General features: G+C 64.3%; 14 protein-coding genes and 2 tRNA genes. 9 read left to right on the top strand and 7 right to left on the bottom strand.

Translation table 11 applies throughout. The annotated features are described in order from the left end of the window. The first annotated feature begins 21 nt into the window (after positions 1-21). Positions 22-528, top strand: coding sequence for a GNAT family N-acetyltransferase (locus tag PCE31106_RS14235; RefSeq protein WP_150563686.1), 507 nt, complete (start codon positions 22-24; stop codon positions 526-528). 120 nt (positions 529-648) lie between these two features. Here the strand turns inward: PCE31106_RS14235 and PCE31106_RS14230 are convergent, their stop codons facing one another. From PCE31106_RS14230 to pncB, 5 genes are all read right to left on the bottom strand, one after another. Then, complete coding sequence (locus PCE31106_RS14230; RefSeq protein WP_150563711.1) at positions 649-2,103, bottom strand: DNA recombination protein RmuC; 1,455 nt, start codon at positions 2,101-2,103, stop codon at positions 649-651. Between the two features lie 87 nt (positions 2,104-2,190). After that, entirely contained in the window at positions 2,191-3,183 is a 993-nt protein-coding gene (locus PCE31106_RS14225; RefSeq protein ID WP_150563710.1) for a 2-hydroxyacid dehydrogenase, read from the bottom strand. 38 nt (positions 3,184-3,221) lie between these two features. Continuing rightward, positions 3,222-4,640 (bottom strand): sodium:proton antiporter, encoded by a 1,419-nt coding sequence (locus PCE31106_RS14220; RefSeq protein WP_150563685.1) that lies wholly within the window; start codon positions 4,638-4,640, stop codon positions 3,222-3,224. Positions 4,641-4,886: 246 nt separating this feature from the next. Then, positions 4,887-5,549, bottom strand: coding sequence for a LutC/YkgG family protein (locus PCE31106_RS14215; protein ID WP_150563684.1), 663 nt, complete (start codon positions 5,547-5,549; stop codon positions 4,887-4,889). 190 nt (positions 5,550-5,739) lie between these two features. Then, complete coding sequence (gene pncB, locus PCE31106_RS14210; RefSeq protein WP_150563683.1) at positions 5,740-6,933, bottom strand: nicotinate phosphoribosyltransferase; 1,194 nt, start codon at positions 6,931-6,933, stop codon at positions 5,740-5,742. 262 nt (positions 6,934-7,195) lie between these two features. On the opposite strand from pncB, the gene fdxA reads away from it, so the two are divergent. The 3 genes from fdxA (at position 7,196) to PCE31106_RS14195 (ending at position 7,860) form a co-directional block, all read left to right on the top strand. Then, a complete protein-coding gene (gene fdxA / locus PCE31106_RS14205) occupies positions 7,196-7,519 on the top strand; it encodes a ferredoxin FdxA (protein ID WP_017232480.1) in 324 nt (107 codons plus the stop codon). Between the two features lie 103 nt (positions 7,520-7,622). Further along, positions 7,623-7,698 (top strand) — tRNA-Asn (locus tag PCE31106_RS14200). An 86-nt stretch (positions 7,699-7,784) separates the two neighbouring features. Next, a tRNA-Asn gene (locus tag PCE31106_RS14195) sits at positions 7,785-7,860 on the top strand. A 148-nt stretch (positions 7,861-8,008) separates the two neighbouring features. Here the strand turns inward: PCE31106_RS14195 and oxlT are convergent. Together oxlT and PCE31106_RS14185 are read right to left on the bottom strand one after the other, a co-directional pair. Continuing rightward, complete coding sequence (oxlT, locus tag PCE31106_RS14190; protein WP_150563682.1) at positions 8,009-9,334, bottom strand: oxalate/formate MFS antiporter; 1,326 nt, start codon at positions 9,332-9,334, stop codon at positions 8,009-8,011. Positions 9,335-10,328: 994 nt separating this feature from the next. Beyond that, entirely contained in the window at positions 10,329-11,135 is an 807-nt protein-coding gene (locus PCE31106_RS14185; protein WP_017232478.1) for a FadR/GntR family transcriptional regulator, read from the bottom strand. Positions 11,136-11,511: 376 nt separating this feature from the next. Here PCE31106_RS14185 and PCE31106_RS14180 point away from each other — a divergent pair, with 376 nt between their 5' ends. The 5 genes from PCE31106_RS14180 (at position 11,512) to PCE31106_RS14160 (ending at position 16,854) form a co-directional block, all read left to right on the top strand. Beyond that, complete coding sequence (locus tag PCE31106_RS14180) at positions 11,512-13,008, top strand: FAD-linked oxidase C-terminal domain-containing protein (RefSeq protein WP_150563709.1); 1,497 nt, start codon at positions 11,512-11,514, stop codon at positions 13,006-13,008. Continuing rightward, positions 13,008-14,132: a glycolate oxidase subunit GlcE gene (gene glcE, locus PCE31106_RS14175; RefSeq protein ID WP_150563681.1), complete on the top strand. Its 1,125-nt coding sequence runs from the start codon at positions 13,008-13,010 to the stop codon at positions 14,130-14,132. Before PCE31106_RS14180 ends, glcE begins: the two co-directional genes overlap by 1 nt. Before the next feature lie 8 nt (positions 14,133-14,140). Beyond that, on the top strand, positions 14,141-15,391 hold the full coding sequence (gene glcF / locus PCE31106_RS14170) for a glycolate oxidase subunit GlcF (RefSeq protein ID WP_150563680.1): 1,251 nt from the start codon (positions 14,141-14,143) through the stop codon (positions 15,389-15,391). 183 nt (positions 15,392-15,574) lie between these two features. Beyond that, on the top strand, positions 15,575-15,979 hold the full coding sequence (locus PCE31106_RS14165; RefSeq protein ID WP_150563679.1) for a DoxX family protein: 405 nt from the start codon (positions 15,575-15,577) through the stop codon (positions 15,977-15,979). 47 nt (positions 15,980-16,026) lie between these two features. After that, positions 16,027-16,854, top strand: coding sequence for a dioxygenase family protein (locus PCE31106_RS14160; RefSeq protein WP_150563678.1), 828 nt, complete (start codon positions 16,027-16,029; stop codon positions 16,852-16,854). The last annotated feature ends 38 nt before the right edge of the window (positions 16,855-16,892 follow it).

The raw sequence follows: 16,892 nt of genomic DNA, 5'->3' as shown, positions 1-16,892 counted from the left end.
TCACACGGATTGCCCTGTCCCATGTCCCTGACCCTGTGTACCGCCAAGGCCGACGACGTCGGCGCGATTTACGGCCTGATGCGAGAACTGGCCGTCTATGAAAAGTTGTTGGATATTTTCGAAGCAACGCCGCAGAGCGTGCACGAGGCGCTGTTCGGGCCCGCGCCGGCAGCCGAGTGCCTGATGGCGAAGTGGGATGGCGAGGCGGTCGGCTACGCGCTGTACTTCCACAACTTCTCGACGTTCCTCGGACGGCGCGGCCTGTACCTTGAAGACGTCTACGTACAGCCGTCGATGCGCGGCAAGGGCGTAGGACAGGCGCTCATGCGTCAATTGGCCGGCATCGCCGTCGAACGAGGTTGCGGACGCTTCGAGTGGACCGTACTCGACTGGAATCAGCCGGCGATCGACTTCTACACCTCGCAAGGCGCGACGGTACTGCCCGACTGGCGCGTGGTGCGCATGACGGGCGAGGCACTCGAGCGGTTCGCCCATCGCGGCGAATCCCCTGCGCCCCGAGCGTTCTGAGCACGCCACGGATCGGGAAATTCGGGAACGCTGCGAACGTCATCCATGCCGGGACTGTCAGGCGCGTCTTGAACGTCCCGCGTCCGCAGGCGCCTCCGCGCGACTCGCCCTACCGGGCGCTCACGCCTCGTCGTCGGCCTCCATCTCCACACCGAGCAGTTCGACCGCCTGCTCACCGGGCAAGGCTTCCACGGACTTGAGCTGACGCGCCATCGCGCGCGTGCGCACCTCGGCCCTGTCGATCGAACGGGTCACCGTCTCCAGTTGCGCCTTGGTCTTCGCGAGCACATCACCGAACTTGGTGAACTCCGTTTTCACCGCGCCGAGCACCTGCCAGACCTCACTGGAACGGCGTTCGATCGCGAGCGTGCGGAAGCCCATCTGCAGGCTGTTGAGCAGCGCGGTCAACGTTGTCGGGCCCGCCACGGTCACGCGATAGTCGCGTTGCAACAGATCCGAGAGTCCCGGACGCCGCAGCACTTCGGCGTAAAGCCCTTCCGTCGGCAGGAACAACAGCGCGAAGTCGGTCGTGTGCGGCGGTGCGAGATACTTGTCCGCGATGGACTTCGCTTCCAGGCGGATGCGTGTCTCCAACGCCTTCGATGCCTCTTCCACTGCCGCCAAATCGGCACGCTCCTGCGCGTCGAGCAGGCGCTCGTAATCCTCACGCGGGAATTTGGCGTCGATCGGCAGCCAGACCGGCGTGTTGCTGTCGCCGTTCTGTCCTGGCAGCGCAATCGCGAACTCCACCCGCTCGGCACTGCCCGGCTTGGTCGCAACGTTCTTGGCGAACTGGTCGGGCGTCAGCAGTTGCTCAAGCAACGCCTGTAATTGCACTTCCCCCCAGATGCCTCGCGTCTTCACATTGGTCAGCACGCGCTTGAGATCGCCCACGCCGGCGGCGAGCGTCTGCATCTCGCCCAGGCCGCGATGCACCTGCTCCAGCCGGTCCGAGACCAGCTTGAACGACTCGCCGAGTCGCTGCTCGAGCGTGGCATGGAGCTTTTCGTCGACGGTGCGGCGCATTTCTTCGAGCTTCGCCGCGTTGTTGACCTCGATGTCCTTGAGCTTCTGTTCGAGTGTGGCACGCACTTCGGCCAGGCGCCGCTCGTTGCCCTCGGCCAATTGTGTGAGTTGTTCATGCTGCGCCTCACCGAAGCGGCGCAACGTCGACGCCTGCTCTTCGCGCATCTGCTGTCCGTTGAGCACCAGGCTCTGACGCACCGCATCGAGCTGGGCAGCATTCGTTTCGGTAAGCTTCGCCAACTGTTGTGCAAACGCGTCGATCTGGTTGTTCTGCACCGTCGCCACGCTCGTCATCTGCGCGGCCAGCGTCTGCTGGAACTGCGCCATCTGCGCGCTTTGCTCGCCGCGTGCGGCACGCGCCGTTTCCGCGAACTCCTGGCGCAGGCCACGTTCGCTGCGATCGGCCGCCTGAAGCAAATCATCGCGGACATGGGCCAGCGCGTCGACGAGCGTCTCGCGCAACGTCGAATCGCCGCCGCGCTGCCAGACCTTCACCGCAATCGCGATCATCACCAACAAGTTCAGCGCTGCCAGCGCCACCCACCCCATCTCTACCATCGCGTTGCGACTCCCGTTGATGCCCTTCGATCCTGCTGCCGATGCCGGCCCATACCTGCCGATGCCTGCAGGGTGCCGCTACGACCGGCGCGCCGCCGGGTTCAGCAGGCACGGCGGCTTGCCCGCCGCCGCCCCGAATCCCAACGCCGCAATCAGATTGTCGGCCGCCAGACTTGCCATGCCACGACGCGTCGCCACCGAGGCACTCGCGATATGCGGCGTCAGCACGACATTCGGCACCTTGAGCAAATCGGGATGCACCTTCGGCTCGCCCTCGAAGACGTCGAGGCCCGCGGCGGCAATCTGCCGGCCCGCAAGGGCGGCCGCGAGCGCCGCGTCATCGACAATGCCACCGCGCGCCAGATTGACCAGCGTTGCCGTCGGCTTCATGAGGGCCAACTCTGCGGCACCCACCGTGTGATGCGTTGCGGCCGAGTAAGGCAGCACGAGGATGACGTGATCCGCCGTGCGCAGCAGCGTGTCCTTGTCGACGAAGCTTGCCTGGCATGCCGCTTCCGTTGCCGCATCGAGACGCGACCGATTGTGGTACACAACACGCATGTTGAAGCCCATGGCGCGGCGCGCAATCGCCTGCCCGATACGGCCCATGCCTATGATGCCCAGCGTACTGCCGTGCACGTCGGCGCCGAGAAACATATCGTAGGCCCACTTATCCCAATGTCCTTCGCGCAACCACCGCTCGGACTCGGTCACGCGACGGGCCGTCGCCATCAACAGCGCCCAGCCGAAGTCGGCCGTCGTCTCGTTGAGCACGTCGGGCGTGTTCGTCGCCATGACGCCGGCGGCGGTCATCGCCTCGATATCGAAGTTGTTGTAACCCACGGCCATATTGGCCACCACACGCAGCTGCGGCGCACCGGCGAGCACCGATGCGTCGATGCGCTCGCTCGCCGTGGTGATCGCGCCGGCCTTGTCGGCCAGACGTGCGCGCAATTCGTCGCTCGAATACACGGTATCGGCGTCGTTGCGCTCGACCTCGAAATACTGCGCCAGACGCTCGATCACGTCGGGAAAAATGGCTCGGGCTACCAGGATCTTCGGTTTCACCAGTTGTCTCGCAAAGGTTGACCGCGTCACACCATCGCGGCTCAGAAGAATATCAGGGTCGTCAATACGAACAGCGGCAGAAGAATCGCGCCCGACCACAGCATATAGCCAAAGAAGCTCGGCATGCGAATGCCACGTTGCTCCGCGATGGCTTTCACCATGAAGTTCGGCGCGTTACCGATGTAGGTGTTCGCGCCCATGAACACCGCACCGGCCGAAATCGCCGCGAGCGTTGCCGCACCGGTGGTCATCAGCGTTGCGGCATCGCCGCCAGCGGTATTGAAGAACACGAGATACGTCGGCGCATTGTCGAGGAACGACGAGAGCAGGCCCGTCGCCCAAAAATACATGACGTTGTCCGGCGCACCGCCCGGCCCCGTGACAAGACGAATGACCCAGCCAAGCGCGCCGGCTTCCCCCGCTCGCAGAATGGCAACCACCGGGATGATGGTCAGGAAGATACCGGCGAACAGCTTGGCGACTTCCTTCATCGGCGCCCAATTGAAGTCGTTACCCTCGCGCGCCGTGCGCGGCGTGATCGCCAGCGACATCAACGTCACCACGATCAGCCCGACGTCGCGCGCGAGGTTCTGCAACGCGACCGGTGTACCGAAGATATCGAAGTCGACGCCCGGCTTCCAGACCCCGCTCATCAGCACGAGCCCCACGGCAGCGGCAAGCAGCACGAAGTTGCGCTTGCCTTCGAGTCGCAGCGGCGCGGAATGCGGTGTCGGATCCATTGCCTCGATCAGAGGCTCGCTCTTCTGCCGGAAGTAGTAGCTATCGATCAGGAAGAACAGCACCAGCAGCACCGCGCAGATGAACAGCGTCTCAGGCCAGATGTGCGCGGTCGTCCAAAAGAAGTCGACCCCTTGCAGGAAGCCAAGGAACAGCGGCGGATCGCCCAGCGGCGTCAGCGAGCCTCCGGCGTTCGCCACAAGGAAGATAAAGAACACGACGACGTGCACGTTGTGTTTGCGGTTGTCGTTTGCGCGGATAAGCGGACGGATCAGCAGCATCGCCGCGCCCGTCGTGCCCATGATGCTGGCCAGCACGGTGCCCAGCGTCAGCAGCCCGGTGTTGAGCCACGGCCCGCCGCGCAGGTTGCCATGCACGCAGATGCCGCCAGCCGCGGTGAACAGCGCCGTAAGCAGAACGACAAACGGTATGTACTCCGCGACAACGGCATGCACAGCGCCATACCAGGCCGCGCCCACGCCGAACACCAATGCGAATGGCACCAGGAATGCCGCGCCCCAGAACGCCGCGATCTTGCCGAAATGGTGATGCCAGAACGCCGGCGCCAGCAGCGGCCCAATCGCGATCGAGAGCAGCAGTCCGGCAAACGGCACGCCCCACCAGGCGACGAGTTGTGCGCCGTCCGGCCCGGCAGCAAACGCCGCGGGGCTTGCCAATGCCAGCCCCGCCGCTCCCAATATGCGCCCTATCCCCTTGTGCATTGTTCTTGGTTCCTATTGATTGATCGTCGACGATGTACGAGTCGCCCGCAAAGCAGGAGTGCCCGAAATGGCGCAACCTTGGGAAATATCTCAAACCAAGGTCCCGCACGGCCCGGCGGATCAAATACCGAAGCGGGCGGGCGATTCTCGAAAGCCTTCCCCCCATCGCGTATCGGCATTCGCGCTGGTGCAAGGAGTCATTGGGTGTTGGCCCGCGGTCGCGGGCCGATGCAACGGCGTCGTGCCTCAGGCACCGTCGACGATGATGAGATGCACTCGGTAGGGACCGTGGGCGCCCAGCACCAGCGTCTGTTCGATGTCGGCCGTCCGCGACGGGCCCGCAATGAAGTTCGTGGCCCGAGAGAGTTGACCGCGCTCGCTACGCATGAGCGCGAAGCCGTCCTCGTGGCCGGCGACGATGCGCGACGCGGGCACAACCGCGATATGCGTTTCGGGCAACAGGGTGGCCGACGCAAATGTCTCGGGGCCCGACATCATCATCAACGCGCCGGTTTCAGCGATGGCGCAGAAGCAACCGGTGATGCCGACCAGATCGTCGCCCTGCGGCTTGCGGAATTCCACGCGACACCCCGCATTCGCCCAATCGAGTTCGCGCAAGGTCGGCCACGCCACCGCCTGGTCCGTGAGGCCGTTGGCCTGGAGATACGTCGCGGCCGCGACCGGCACGCCGCTCATGCCCGGCACGCGCGTGATCGTCGTCGAGAGCGCCTGCGCCTTGTCGATGAACGTGGCGACGAGATCGTCCGACATGGCCGGACGCGGTCCCTGCGGATGCCGTGCCAGGTAGTCCTCTGCCGCCGCCTGCTCGTTCGCGCGCGCGGCATCGGGACGATGCTGAGCATTGCGGATGCGGGCAAAGATGCGATTGCGGGCGTCGGAGGTATCCATGGGCTGTCCTGTGAAGCCGACGTGCCGGTGTGCGGCCAACGTCGTCGCTTATCGTCTCTCGAAAGGCCACCGTTGCAAGTTCGGCGGGCGATGCGCAATTATAACGGCTGCCCTTGCGGGCGCGACGCACGTTCGCGCACTATCGGAATGCTCTGGCGCGACGCTCGGACCAGGCGGCAGGCATCGAACGTCACACGCCGGCCGCTGACGCCGGCGCGATCTCGAATACCTGACGCAGATACGCCAGATAAGCATCGTCGTCGCACATATTCTTGCCCGGCGAGTCCGAGAGCTTCGCCACCGGCTGACCGTTGCAGCGCACCATCTTGATGACGATCTGCAACGGCTGATAGCCCAGATCGTTGGTGAGGTTCGTTCCCACGCCGAAGGCGAGCTTGCAACGGTCGCGGAACCGCTCGAAAAGCTGAAGGACCTTCGGAATATCGAGGCCGTCCGAGAAGATCATGGTTTTCGTATGCGCGTCGACGCGATTCTCTGCGTAGTGCGCCAGCAGGCGCTCACCCCAGATGAACGGATCGCCGGAATCATGACGCGCACCGTCGAACAGCTTGCAGAAATACATATCGAAGTCACGCAGAAAGGCGGACATGCCGTAGACGTCGGACAGCGCGATGCCGAGGTCGCCGCGATACTCCTTCGCCCACGTCTCGAAGCCGAAGATCTGTGAGTCGCGCAGACGCGGCCCGAGCGCCTGACAGGCCTGAAGGTACTCATGGGCCATCGTGCCGAGCGGCGTGAGCCCGAGCTTGAGCGCGTAGTACACGTTGCTCGTGCCCGCGAACTGTTCGCCCAGTTCGTCGCGCAGCGTGAGAATCACTTCCTCGTGCCACTCCTTCGAGAAGCGGCGTCGCGTACCGTAATCGGCGATCTTGCAGTCACGATAATCGACGCGGCCCGCCAGCATGCCGATCTTGTCCTTGAGCCGCTGACGGCCTTCGTCGTAGGCCGGCTTGCGCTGTGTGTTGCGGAAATACACTTCGTTGACGATGGCGAGCACCGGGATCTCGAAGAGGATCGTATGCAGCCACGGCCCGCGAATCGTGATGTCGATCTCGCCGTTGCCCTTTGGCGAGGGCTGCACCGTGATGTACTTCTCGTTCAGATGGAACAGGTCGAGAAAGTCGATGAAATCGCTCTTGATGAAGCGCATCGCACCGAGGTAACGAAGTTCGGACTCGGTAAAGCGCAATCCGCACAGCAGGCGGATCTCATCGCGAATCTCGTCGACATACGGCGTGAGGTCCACACCTTCGGTGCGACACTTGAAGCGGTATTCGACTTGCGCTGCGGGAAAATGATGCAGCACCACTTGCATCATCGTGAACTTGTAGAGATCGGTATCGAGCAGCGACGTGATGATCATGACGACAGACTTCGCGAGGAACACGCAACAGAAAGCAGCGCACGCTGCCGATCGGCAAGACAGCCACGACGCGGCGCGCGGGAAGAGCAGACATCGTACCGCAAAGCGGTGTCACGCATGACGTCCGCGCCGGGCACCGGGTGACGCCGCGGCGTGCGCGCGAAGCGCTTCGGCTCTCGCACCTGCCGCCCCTGGCTGCGTTACAATAATGCCTTTAACGGCCGTTCGAAGCCGTTTCGCGCCCTACTCTGGAGTTGTTGGCATGACGCACGTTGTCACCGAAAGCTGCATCAAATGTAAATACACCGATTGCGTGGACGTCTGCCCCGTGGACTGCTTCCGCGAAGGCCCGAACTTCCTGTCCATCGATCCGGACGAGTGCATCGACTGCGCCGTCTGCGTGGCCGAGTGCCCGGTGAACGCCATTTATGCCGAAGAAGACGTGCCGGGCGACCAGCAAGCCTTCATCGCCTTGAACGTGGAACTGTCCCCGAACTGGCCGAGCATCACCAAGACCAAGCCGTCCCTGCCCGACGCGGATCAGTGGAAGGACGTCACCGAAAAGCTTCATTTGCTCGAGCGCTAAGCCTCGGGCGACTTGGGCGGACGTCGCGCGCCACGCGCAGAAAAATGCGCACCCGGTGTTGACAGTGTGCGAACGCCGCCCCTATAATCTCTTTCTCTTTTGATCCCCGATAGCTCAGTTGGTAGAGCGCCGGACTGTTAATCCGTAGGTCCCTGGTTCGAGCCCAGGTCGGGGAGCCAAGCATTTCAAAGCGATGGCCTCGCGCACGCGAGGCTTTTGTTTTAGTCGATGCGCCGTGACAGCGGCGTGCGGCACCCAAGTTTGATCCTCGATAGCTCAGTTGGTAGAGCGCCGGACTGTTAATCCGTAGGTCCCTGGTTCGAGCCCAGGTCGAGGAGCCAAAACGCAGAAAGCCTCGCCGATCGGCGAGGCTTTTTTGTTTTCGGTGGCGCCCGCAGCATCGGTCGAACACCCCCTCCCGCCGAGCGCGCAAACAAAAACGGGGCACCGTCTCCGGCGCCCCGCTCTCTGACTTCCTGAACAACGTGCTTACTCGCTTGCGGGCGCCCCCATCGCGACCGGGCGATTCGCCGAGGCCTGCACCTCGTTGCTGTTCACGCTTTCAATCCAGCGTCGGCGCATCGGCGCGAGCACGAACTTCGCGCCCACGGCCGCGGCGATGCTGATGATCGCCGCCGCGATAAACACACGATCCCAGTGACCGCCGACGGCGAGCACCGAGGCCAGCGGCACCAGCAACGATGCCGTACCCTTGGCCGTGTACAGCGTACCCGCGTTCGACGCCGCGTTCTTGCTACCGAACGTGTCCGCACACAGCGCCGGGAAGATCGAGAAGATCTCGCCCCAGCACAGGAACGTCATCGCGGCGAAGAACACGAACATGTACGGGTTCTGACCGAAGTGCATCAAGCCCAGCATCGCCAGCCCTTCACCCAGGAAGATGATGAACATGGCGTTCTCACGTCCGATCTTGTCCGAGACGAAGCCGCACAGCGGGCGTGTAAAGCCATTGCACAGATTGTCGATCGACAGCGTCATCGTGAGCAGCGGCAGCGTCGCACCGAAGAGGGTCATCGGCATCGATGCGATACCGAAATCCTTCGCGATCGGGCCGATCTGCGCCGTCGCCATCAGACCGCCAGCGGCCACGGCGACGAAGCAAACATAGATCACCCAGAACACCGGCGTACGAATCATCTGCCCCGAGCTGTAGTCCACCTTCGTCGACAGAGTGCGGCGCGACACGGTCAGGCCCTTCGGCGCACGCGGCTTCACGAGCAACAACGCGAGGATGAAGATCGCCACGCCCTGCACGATGCCGAAGTTGAAGAACGCTGCCTCGTAACCCGATCCACGGATCATATTGGCAATCGGAATCACCGTGATCGCGGCACCGGCGCCGAACCCGGCGGCGGTCAGACCGGCGGCCAGACCGCGCTTGTCCGGGAACCACTTCAGTGCGTTACCCACGCAGGTGCCATACACGCACCCAGCGCCAATACCCGCGATCACGGCCGCCGTGTACAGCACGGCGAGCGTTTCGGCGTACGAGTACATGATCCACGACAGGCCAACGCAAATCGCGCCACCCGCCACCACCGGCCGAGGCCCGAAGCGGTCAACCAGCCAGCCTTCGATCGGCACGAGCCAGGTTTCCACCACGATGAAGATCGAGAACGCCACCTGAATGGCCGCGACGCCCCAGTGATGCTTCGCCTGCATCGGCTCGACGAACAACGTCCACGAATATTGCAGATTGGCCACCAGGCCCATACAGATGATGCCGATCACCAGTTGTGACCAGCGCCCTCCCAGAAAAGAGGTCTTCTCCTCCGGTTGTCCATTTGCTTGCATGACTTGCCTCCTGTTCCTGTCAGACGATTGACGCCGGCCCGCGCTTCGTTGTGCGGTACCCGCCGTCATCGCGTGCCGTCTCGCGCCCCAACGTGGGGGAATCGCGCATACGACACGCCTCCTGGCGCTACATGCGGCTCATGCATGGCCGCTTGATCACGGAACGCTGCCTGGCGGCGCGCTCGCAGGGCTTGAGCCCCGGCTGACTGACTTTCGGAAGCGCCAAAGGACGCTTCCGGCCGCCACTTCGGCGCGGCGACGCGGGCTTTAGGCCCGCGCCGGCAAGTTGCCGGCTGCCGAAGGGTGACGGGTGAATCAATTCGAGTGGGAAACGGCCTGCGCTGTCAGCGGGTCGCGATGGATTCCCATGAGTCACATCGCAGGCCACGTCCCATCACTCAGGCGAGCGCGCCTCGCAGACGCGTGATCGCCGGATCGCCTGCCCACAACGGGCGGCAGGGAGATGAGGAAGACCGCAGCGCTGAACCACCAACTCAGACGCCAACGGCGGATACGACAGGGCAGCCGGTGCGGATAAACCGTCGCATGAAAGCTGCCCGAAAGGAAATGCGTGCTTACCCAACGAATGTCTCCAGAAAATACGGCGTCGATTCAGCCCTTGCCCGAAGGAATTCACGAGTCTTATCGGGACCATTTTGGCGCCTTTCATCTGATATACAAGATTCAATATATCGAATTAAGTATTTTTATGGTTCCAAAAGTAGTCCATGACCGGGGCACTGTCAACCCGAGAGCGCCCGCATTCCGGTTGCCGTCGGCCCCGATTCGGACGCCTGGACGGCGTCGGGGTAAGCGCCCGATAACCGGCAAACGCACGGAAATCGGGGCCTTGCAGGACATTGCGCGCCGGAACGAGGCGTGACACCCCCTCAGGTGGTATCGCACCGCCGGGTGCAGGCTCAGGGAAAACGATGATGTTTTAGGGGGGTCCGCCAACCGTCGGCGAGGTGACTCGCCGGCAAGAAAAATTGCGTTAGACCGGCTCGACGTCGCCTGAGTGGTTGCGAATGAAGGTGAGATGTTCGCGCAGCGAACGTTGCGCAACGGTGGCGTCGTGCGACGCCACGGCGGTGAAGATGCGACGGTGCTGTTCGATCAGCTCGGCCAGATCCGCGCCATGGCCGACGATGGCGCGGTAGTTGTCGACCACCGAGCCGCGCAACAGCTCGAAGATCGCGTGCATCAGGTGCACCAGCACAAGGTTGTGCGTGGCTTCCGCCAGCGCCAGATGGAAATGCGCGTCGAGTTCGGGTACGCGGGTGAGCAACGACTGTCCCTTGGCCTCGCCCTCGCCGTCCAGACCATCGCGCCCTGCGGCATAGGCCGCTTCGAGCGCTTCCAGCGCTTGTGCGAGCCGCGCGATGTCCTCGGGCGTTGCCCGTGCGGCCGCCAGCTCGACCGCCTTGGCTTCGAGCACTTCGCGCATTTCCAGCACGTCGTCGACGGTCTTGCTGTGTCGCGACATCAATTGAGACAACGGTTCCGCGAGCAGCGGCTGGCTGGCATTGGCGACCAGATACCCGCCACCGGCGCGCCCCACGATCAGGCCACGCGACTCCAGTCGCAGTAGCGCTTCGCGAAGGGACGGGCGCGACACGCCCATCTGCTGCGCCAGATCGCGCTCGGACGGCAGCGCCGAGCCGGGGGCGAGCCGGCCTTCGACGACCATCGTCTCCAGTTGTTCGTACACCATGTCGGACAGACGCAGACGCGGCGGCGGCGTGACCGGCGCAAAACTCGCGGCGGTGCCCGAAGATTCGCTGGCAGGGAAGGAAGACATAGGCAAGGACGACTCGTTGGACGACATGTCGGCTTCGGTTCTCGACGGAAAAATCACAGACACGACGATACAGGATGACGCTTCGCTCAGGGCAGGCGCGCAGCCAGATGCCCGGCTTCGCTCAGGGATGCCCCTCATATCAAGGGTTTACCCTGTAGTCGAAATCGGATCATTCCCTTTACGATAGCATCATTCGACAACTGGTCGACCAGTCTACCAGTCTACCAGTAGACCAACAATCCGCGAAACGTCGCCCCACGTTAACGATGGTCCGAGAGCCCGCCTGATGACATCGAATGCGTTGCCCCCGCCTCCCTCCGCGCCGCTGAGTCCGCCGCGCCCGGTCTCGTCGTCGTCAGCTTCGCCGCCGGTGCCCATGCGCGTCGACGACGAGCCGGTCTTCGAGACGATTGACGACACCACGCGCGCCGCCCGGCTCGCGGCACTGCGTGCCGCCGTGCCCGACGCTCAGTGGCTGACCGACCGCGAACAGATCACGCCGTACGAATGCGATGGCTTGGCGGCCTACCGCAAGCTCCCGCTTGCCGTGGTACTACCTGCCGACGAGGATCAGGTTTGCCGCATCCTGCGGGCCTGCCACGCGCACAATGTGCCCGTCGTGCCGCGCGGCGCCGGCACGGGGCTGTCGGGCGGCGCCATGCCGATCACCGACGGCATCGTGCTCTCGCTTGCCCGATTCAAACGCATTATCGAAGTCGATCCCTACGCACGCACCGCCACCGTTCAGCCCGGTGTGCGCAACCTCGCCGTCTCCGAAGCGGCCGCGCCTTATGGGCTTTACTACGCACCGGATCCATCGTCGCAGATTGCCTGCACGATCGGCGGCAACGTCTCAGAGAACTCCGGGGGCGTGCATTGCCTGAAATACGGCCTGACGGTGCATAACGTCCTGCGTGTGCGCGCCGTAACGATGGACGGCGAAATCGTGGAATTCGGCTCGCACGCCCTCGACGCCCCGGGACTCGACCTGCTGTCCGTGTTCATCGGAAGCGAAGGGATGTTCTGCGTGGTCACGGAAATTACCGTGAAGCTCGTGCCGAAGCCGCAGGTGCAGCAAGTCATCATGGCCAGCTTCGATGATGTCGAGGCGGGCGGCAACGCCGTCGCCGCCATCATCGCGGCGGGCATCATCCCGGCCGGCCTGGAGATGATGGACAAGCCGGCCACCCAGGCAGTGGAGGCGTTCGTTCACGCAGGCTACGATCTGGACGCGGCCGCCATTCTGCTGTGCGAGTCGGACGGCACGCCCGAAGAAGTCGCGGAGGAAATCGCAAGGGTTTCGGCGGTGCTGCGGGCGTCGGGCGCCACGCGCATCCAGGTGTCCACATCGGAAGCCGAACGTCTGCGCTTCTGGTCCGGACGCAAGAACGCCTTCCCCGCCGCCGGACGACTCTCGCCGGACTATTACTGCATGGACGGCACGATCCCGCGCCGGACCATCGGCACGCTGCTCAAGCGCATCGAAGCGATGGAAGTGCAATACGGCCTGCGCTGTATCAACGTCTTTCACGCCGGCGACGGCAACATGCACCCGCTGATTCTGTTCAACGGCAACGATCTCGACGAGTGGCACCGCGCCGAAGCGTTCGGCAGCGACATTCTCGAAGCCTGTGTGGCGCTGGGGGGCACGGTGACCGGTGAGCATGGCGTGGGGATCGAGAAGATCAACGCGATGTGCGTGCAATTTTCGCCGGAAGAGCGCGATGCCTTCTTTGGCGTGAAGCGTGCCTTCGACCCCGCCGGCCTGCTCAACGCCGACAAGGGCATTCCCACACGTGCGCGCTGCGCCGAGTACGGCAAGATGCACGTGCGCGGCGGCCTGTTGCCCCATCCCGAATTGCCGAGGTTCTGATGTCGCAAGCCCCTTCCCTCGCGTTGCCCGACGTGGATACGCAAGCGGCGGCGCAAGTGCTCGCCGCGATACGCGAGCGCGTGCTCGCCGCCACCGCCAGCGGCACACCGCTTGACATCCAGGGTGGCAGCACCAAGCACTGGTACGGCCAGACGCCCACGGGCGAGCCGCTCGACATGCGTGCGTATCGCGGCATCGTTTCGTACGATCCGGCCGAACTGGTGATCACCGCCCGCGCGGGCACGCCACTGACCGAGATCGAATCGGCGCTGGGCGCGCGCGGGCAGATTCTGCCGTTCGAGCCGCCCCATTTCGGGTCAGGGGCAACGCTCGGCGGCTGCATTGCGGCCGGCCTTGCCGGCCCTCGCCGGCCGCACGTCGGCGCACCGCGCGACTTTGTGCTCGGCGCCGTCGTCATGAACGGTCAGGGCCAAGTGCTGCATTTCGGTGGGCAGGTCATGAAGAACGTCGCGGGTTACGACATCTCCCGGGTGCTCGCCGGCGCGCTCGGCACGCTCGGCGTCTTGCTCGAACTCTCGATCAAAGTATTGCCCTGCCCGGTGGCCGAGTCCACGCTGCAGTTCGAACTGCCGCAGGCACAAGCCATCGAGCAACTCAACCGCTGGGCCGCTCAGCCGCTGCCCCTGATGGGTTCGGCGTGGCACGACGGCGTGCTGCGCGTGCGCCTTGGCGGTGCCGCGGCGGCCATCGCCGCAGCGCGCGCCACGATGGGTGGCGAACCTGTCGATGCCCTCGAAGCGCATGCGTTCTGGCAGACCCTGCGCGAGCAGACGCACCCGTTCTTCGCGAGCGCGCCGATCAAGGGAGACGGCCAACCGCTTTGGCGTCTGTCGGTGCCCTCGACCACGCCGCCACTCGCTCACGGTGACGAACACCTGATCGAATGGGGGGGTGCGCAACGCTGGTGGATCACACCGCGCGCCGCCGCCGATGTGCGCGCGATTGCCGCAGCGGTGGGCGGGCATGCTACGCTGTTTCGCCACGGCGACAAGTCGGCTGGCGTATTTACCCCGCCATCGGCCGCGCTGCACGCTATCGGCAAGCGTTTGCAGCACACGTTCGACCCGAGCCGCATCTTCAACCGCCATCGGCTGTACCGCTAAAGACGACGATGCAAACGAACCTCGCAGACTTTCTCCGCCAAACGCCAGACGGCGACGAAGCCGAAGCCATTCTCCGCAACTGCGTGCATTGTGGCTTTTGCACCGCCACGTGCCCGACCTACCAATTACTGGGCGACGAACTCGACGGCCCGCGCGGGCGCATCTATCTCATCAAGCAGATGGTCGAGGGCCAGCCCGTGACGCGTGAAACGCAGCGCCACCTGGATCGGTGCCTGACTTGCCGCAGTTGTGAGTCAACCTGCCCGTCGGGGGTGCAATACGGCCGGCTCGTGGACATCGGCCGCCGTCATGTCGACGCCAAGGTCTGTCGCCCCGCCGGTGAGCGCGCGCTGCGCTGGACGCTCGCCCGCGTGCTGCCCAATCGTACGCTGTTCTCGCCGGCCCTTCGCCTGGGCCAGCAGTTCCGGTCACTGCTGCCGCGCTCGCTGCGCGAGAAGGTGCCGCATCGCCAGCGCTCGGGCAGTTGGCCGCAGGGCACGCACACCCGTCGCATGCTGATGCTCGAAGGCTGCGTGCAGCCCGCCATGCTGCCGAACGTCAACAAGGCCACCGCCCGCGTGCTCGACGCACTCGAGATCGAAATGGTGCGTCCGGCGACTGCCGGTTGCTGCGGCGCGATCCGCCTGCATCTGAACTATCAGGACGACGGTCTCGACGATGCGCGCCGCAACATCGATGCCTGGTGGCCCGAGATCGAAGCGGGTGTGCAAGCCATCGTGATCAACGCGTCGGGCTGCGGCGCGACGGTCAAGGAGTACGGCCATCTGCTGCGTCACGATCCGCAATACGCAGGCAAGGCGCAACGCGTCTCGGAACTCGCACGAGATTTGTCGGAAGTGCTGCTCGATAACCTGGAAGCCCTGCAACAGCGCGTGCCGAGCCGCAAAACCGGCAAGATTGCCTACCATCCCCCCTGCACGCTGCAACACGGCCAGCAACTCAAGGGCGTGGTGGAGAAGGTGCTCGCCGGGGTTGGCGTGAGCGTCATGCTGCCGCAGGACAGCCATATCTGCTGTGGCTCCGCGGGCACCTATTCGGTCACGCAGCCAACGTTGTCGCATCAACTGCGCGACGCGAAGTGGAAGGCGCTCGACGCCCTCGAGCCCGAACTGGTCGTCTCCGCCAACGTCGGCTGCATCTGTCATTTGCAGGCGACCGCCAAGGGCGAGCACGCGCGCGATCACGCGCCGGTTCAACACTGGATCGAACTGCTCGACCGGATGATCGCGTCGGCCTGAGCGCCAGCGCGATCATCCCGATTCACCTCCGCGGCAACGATTGATTGTCCCCATACAAGGGACAATCAATCCCCAATATGCCCGTTTATCTAAACGATGGCACTCCCTAAAATCGAAGCCAAGTCAGTCATCGCATTGATGGCTGAGCCGACCCTTACTTCGATTCCTTTGCCGGAGCCTGTCATGATCGACAACAAAACCGCCCCCTACGCCGCACTGTTGCTGCGCGTATCGCTGGGTATCCTCTTCCTCGCCCATCTGTCGCTCAAGGTGTTCGTATTTACCGTGCCCGGATTCGTCGGCTTCATGGGCTCGCTGGGCCTGCCGCCGTTCGTCGCTTATGTCACGATGGCGCTGGAACTGATCGGCGGCCTGATGCTGATCGCGGGCTTTTATGCGCGCTGGGCGGCGTTGCCGCTGGCGGCGTTGATGCTCGGCACCATCGTATCGGTGCACGGCCACAATGGCTGGATGTTCACCAACAAGGGCGGCGGTTGGGAATTCCCCGCGTTCTGGCTGGTGGCGCTGTTGGTTCTGGCCCTGCTCGGGGACGGCGCTTGCGCGGTACGCCGCGCGCGCACCGCCTGATGGCCTCGTCAGGTTCTCGTTAGCGTTCTTTTGCCGGAGTCATTGCCATGTCTGCCCTTCCTACCCTCTTCGTCTCCCACGGCTCGCCGTTGCTCGCGGTCGATCCGGGCCGCACCGGCCCACTGTTGACGGCGTTGGGGCGTGCGGTGCCGCGTCCGCGCGAGATCCTCGTGATTTCGCCGCATTGGTCGACGCCGGCCCTGCGCGTGGGCAGTCTGGCGCAACAACGCACGATCCACGATTTCGGCGGCTTCCCGCGCGAGCTTTACGCACTGGAGTACCGGGCCGCGGGAGCGCCCGCGCTCGCCGAGCGCACGGTGCAAATGCTGCGCGACGCGGGTCTGCCCGCGACGACCGACGACCAGTGGGGTCTCGATCACGGCGCCTGGGTGCCGCTGCGCTACCTCTACCCGGATGCGGACGTCCCGGTCACCCAGTTGTCGCTGCAACGGCACGAACGTCCCGAGCAGCAATATCGGCTCGGACAGCACTTGGCGCCGCTCGCGCAGGACGGCACGCTCATCCTCGCGTCGGGCAGCTTCACCCACAACCTGCACGAGGTGTTCCGCGCCCCGTCGGAGGACCGTGCCGACGCGCCCTACCTGGCAGAATTCGTCGCCTGGTTCACCGAGCATCTCGCGGCGATGGACCTCGATGCCCTGTTCGACTATCGCGCCCGCGCACCGTACGCCGAGCGCGCTCATCCGACCGACGAGCATCTGCTGCCGCTCTATATTGCCCTGGGCGCAGCCGACAATGCCGCCCGTCAGACGCACTTCGACACCGGCGCCACCTACGGCGCGCTGCGCATGGACGCGTTCGCGTTCGGCAACGCCGCCCCGTCGCTCGCCGAAGTGAGCGCGCTGGCACAATAACGACATCGGCACCGGGGGTGTCGCGACAGGCCTGTCCG

It is taken from the genome of Pandoraea cepalis (assembly GCF_902459665.1).
GTDB lineage: Bacteria > Pseudomonadota > Gammaproteobacteria > Burkholderiales > Burkholderiaceae > Pandoraea > Pandoraea cepalis.
The sequence above is the reverse complement of the archived record's forward strand: the minus strand, read 5'-3'. Positions and strand labels throughout refer to the sequence as shown.

Bases quoted from the DNA above. Each gene is read 5' to 3' on its own strand.
- PCE31106_RS14235 (WP_150563686.1), top strand. From the start codon at position 22: ATGTCCCTGACCCTGTGTACCGCCAAGGCCGACGACGTCGGCGCGATT.
- PCE31106_RS14230 (WP_150563711.1), bottom strand. From the start codon at position 2,103: ATGGGGTGGGTGGCGCTGGCAGCGCTGAACTTGTTGGTGATGATCGCG.
- PCE31106_RS14220 (WP_150563685.1), bottom strand. From the start codon at position 4,640: ATGCACAAGGGGATAGGGCGCATATTGGGAGCGGCGGGGCTGGCATTG.
- PCE31106_RS14215 (WP_150563684.1), bottom strand. From the start codon at position 5,549: ATGGATACCTCCGACGCCCGCAATCGCATCTTTGCCCGCATCCGCAAT.
- pncB (WP_150563683.1), bottom strand. From the start codon at position 6,933: ATGATCATCACGTCGCTGCTCGATACCGATCTCTACAAGTTCACGATG.
- fdxA (WP_017232480.1), top strand. From the start codon at position 7,196: ATGACGCACGTTGTCACCGAAAGCTGCATCAAATGTAAATACACCGAT.
- oxlT (WP_150563682.1), bottom strand. From the start codon at position 9,334: ATGCAAGCAAATGGACAACCGGAGGAGAAGACCTCTTTTCTGGGAGGG.
- PCE31106_RS14185 (WP_017232478.1), bottom strand. From the start codon at position 11,135: ATGTCTTCCTTCCCTGCCAGCGAATCTTCGGGCACCGCCGCGAGTTTT.
- PCE31106_RS14180 (WP_150563709.1), top strand. From the start codon at position 11,512: ATGCGCGTCGACGACGAGCCGGTCTTCGAGACGATTGACGACACCACG.
- glcE (WP_150563681.1), top strand. From the start codon at position 13,008: ATGTCGCAAGCCCCTTCCCTCGCGTTGCCCGACGTGGATACGCAAGCG.
- glcF (WP_150563680.1), top strand. From the start codon at position 14,141: ATGCAAACGAACCTCGCAGACTTTCTCCGCCAAACGCCAGACGGCGAC.
- PCE31106_RS14165 (WP_150563679.1), top strand. From the start codon at position 15,575: ATGATCGACAACAAAACCGCCCCCTACGCCGCACTGTTGCTGCGCGTA.
- PCE31106_RS14160 (WP_150563678.1), top strand. From the start codon at position 16,027: ATGTCTGCCCTTCCTACCCTCTTCGTCTCCCACGGCTCGCCGTTGCTC.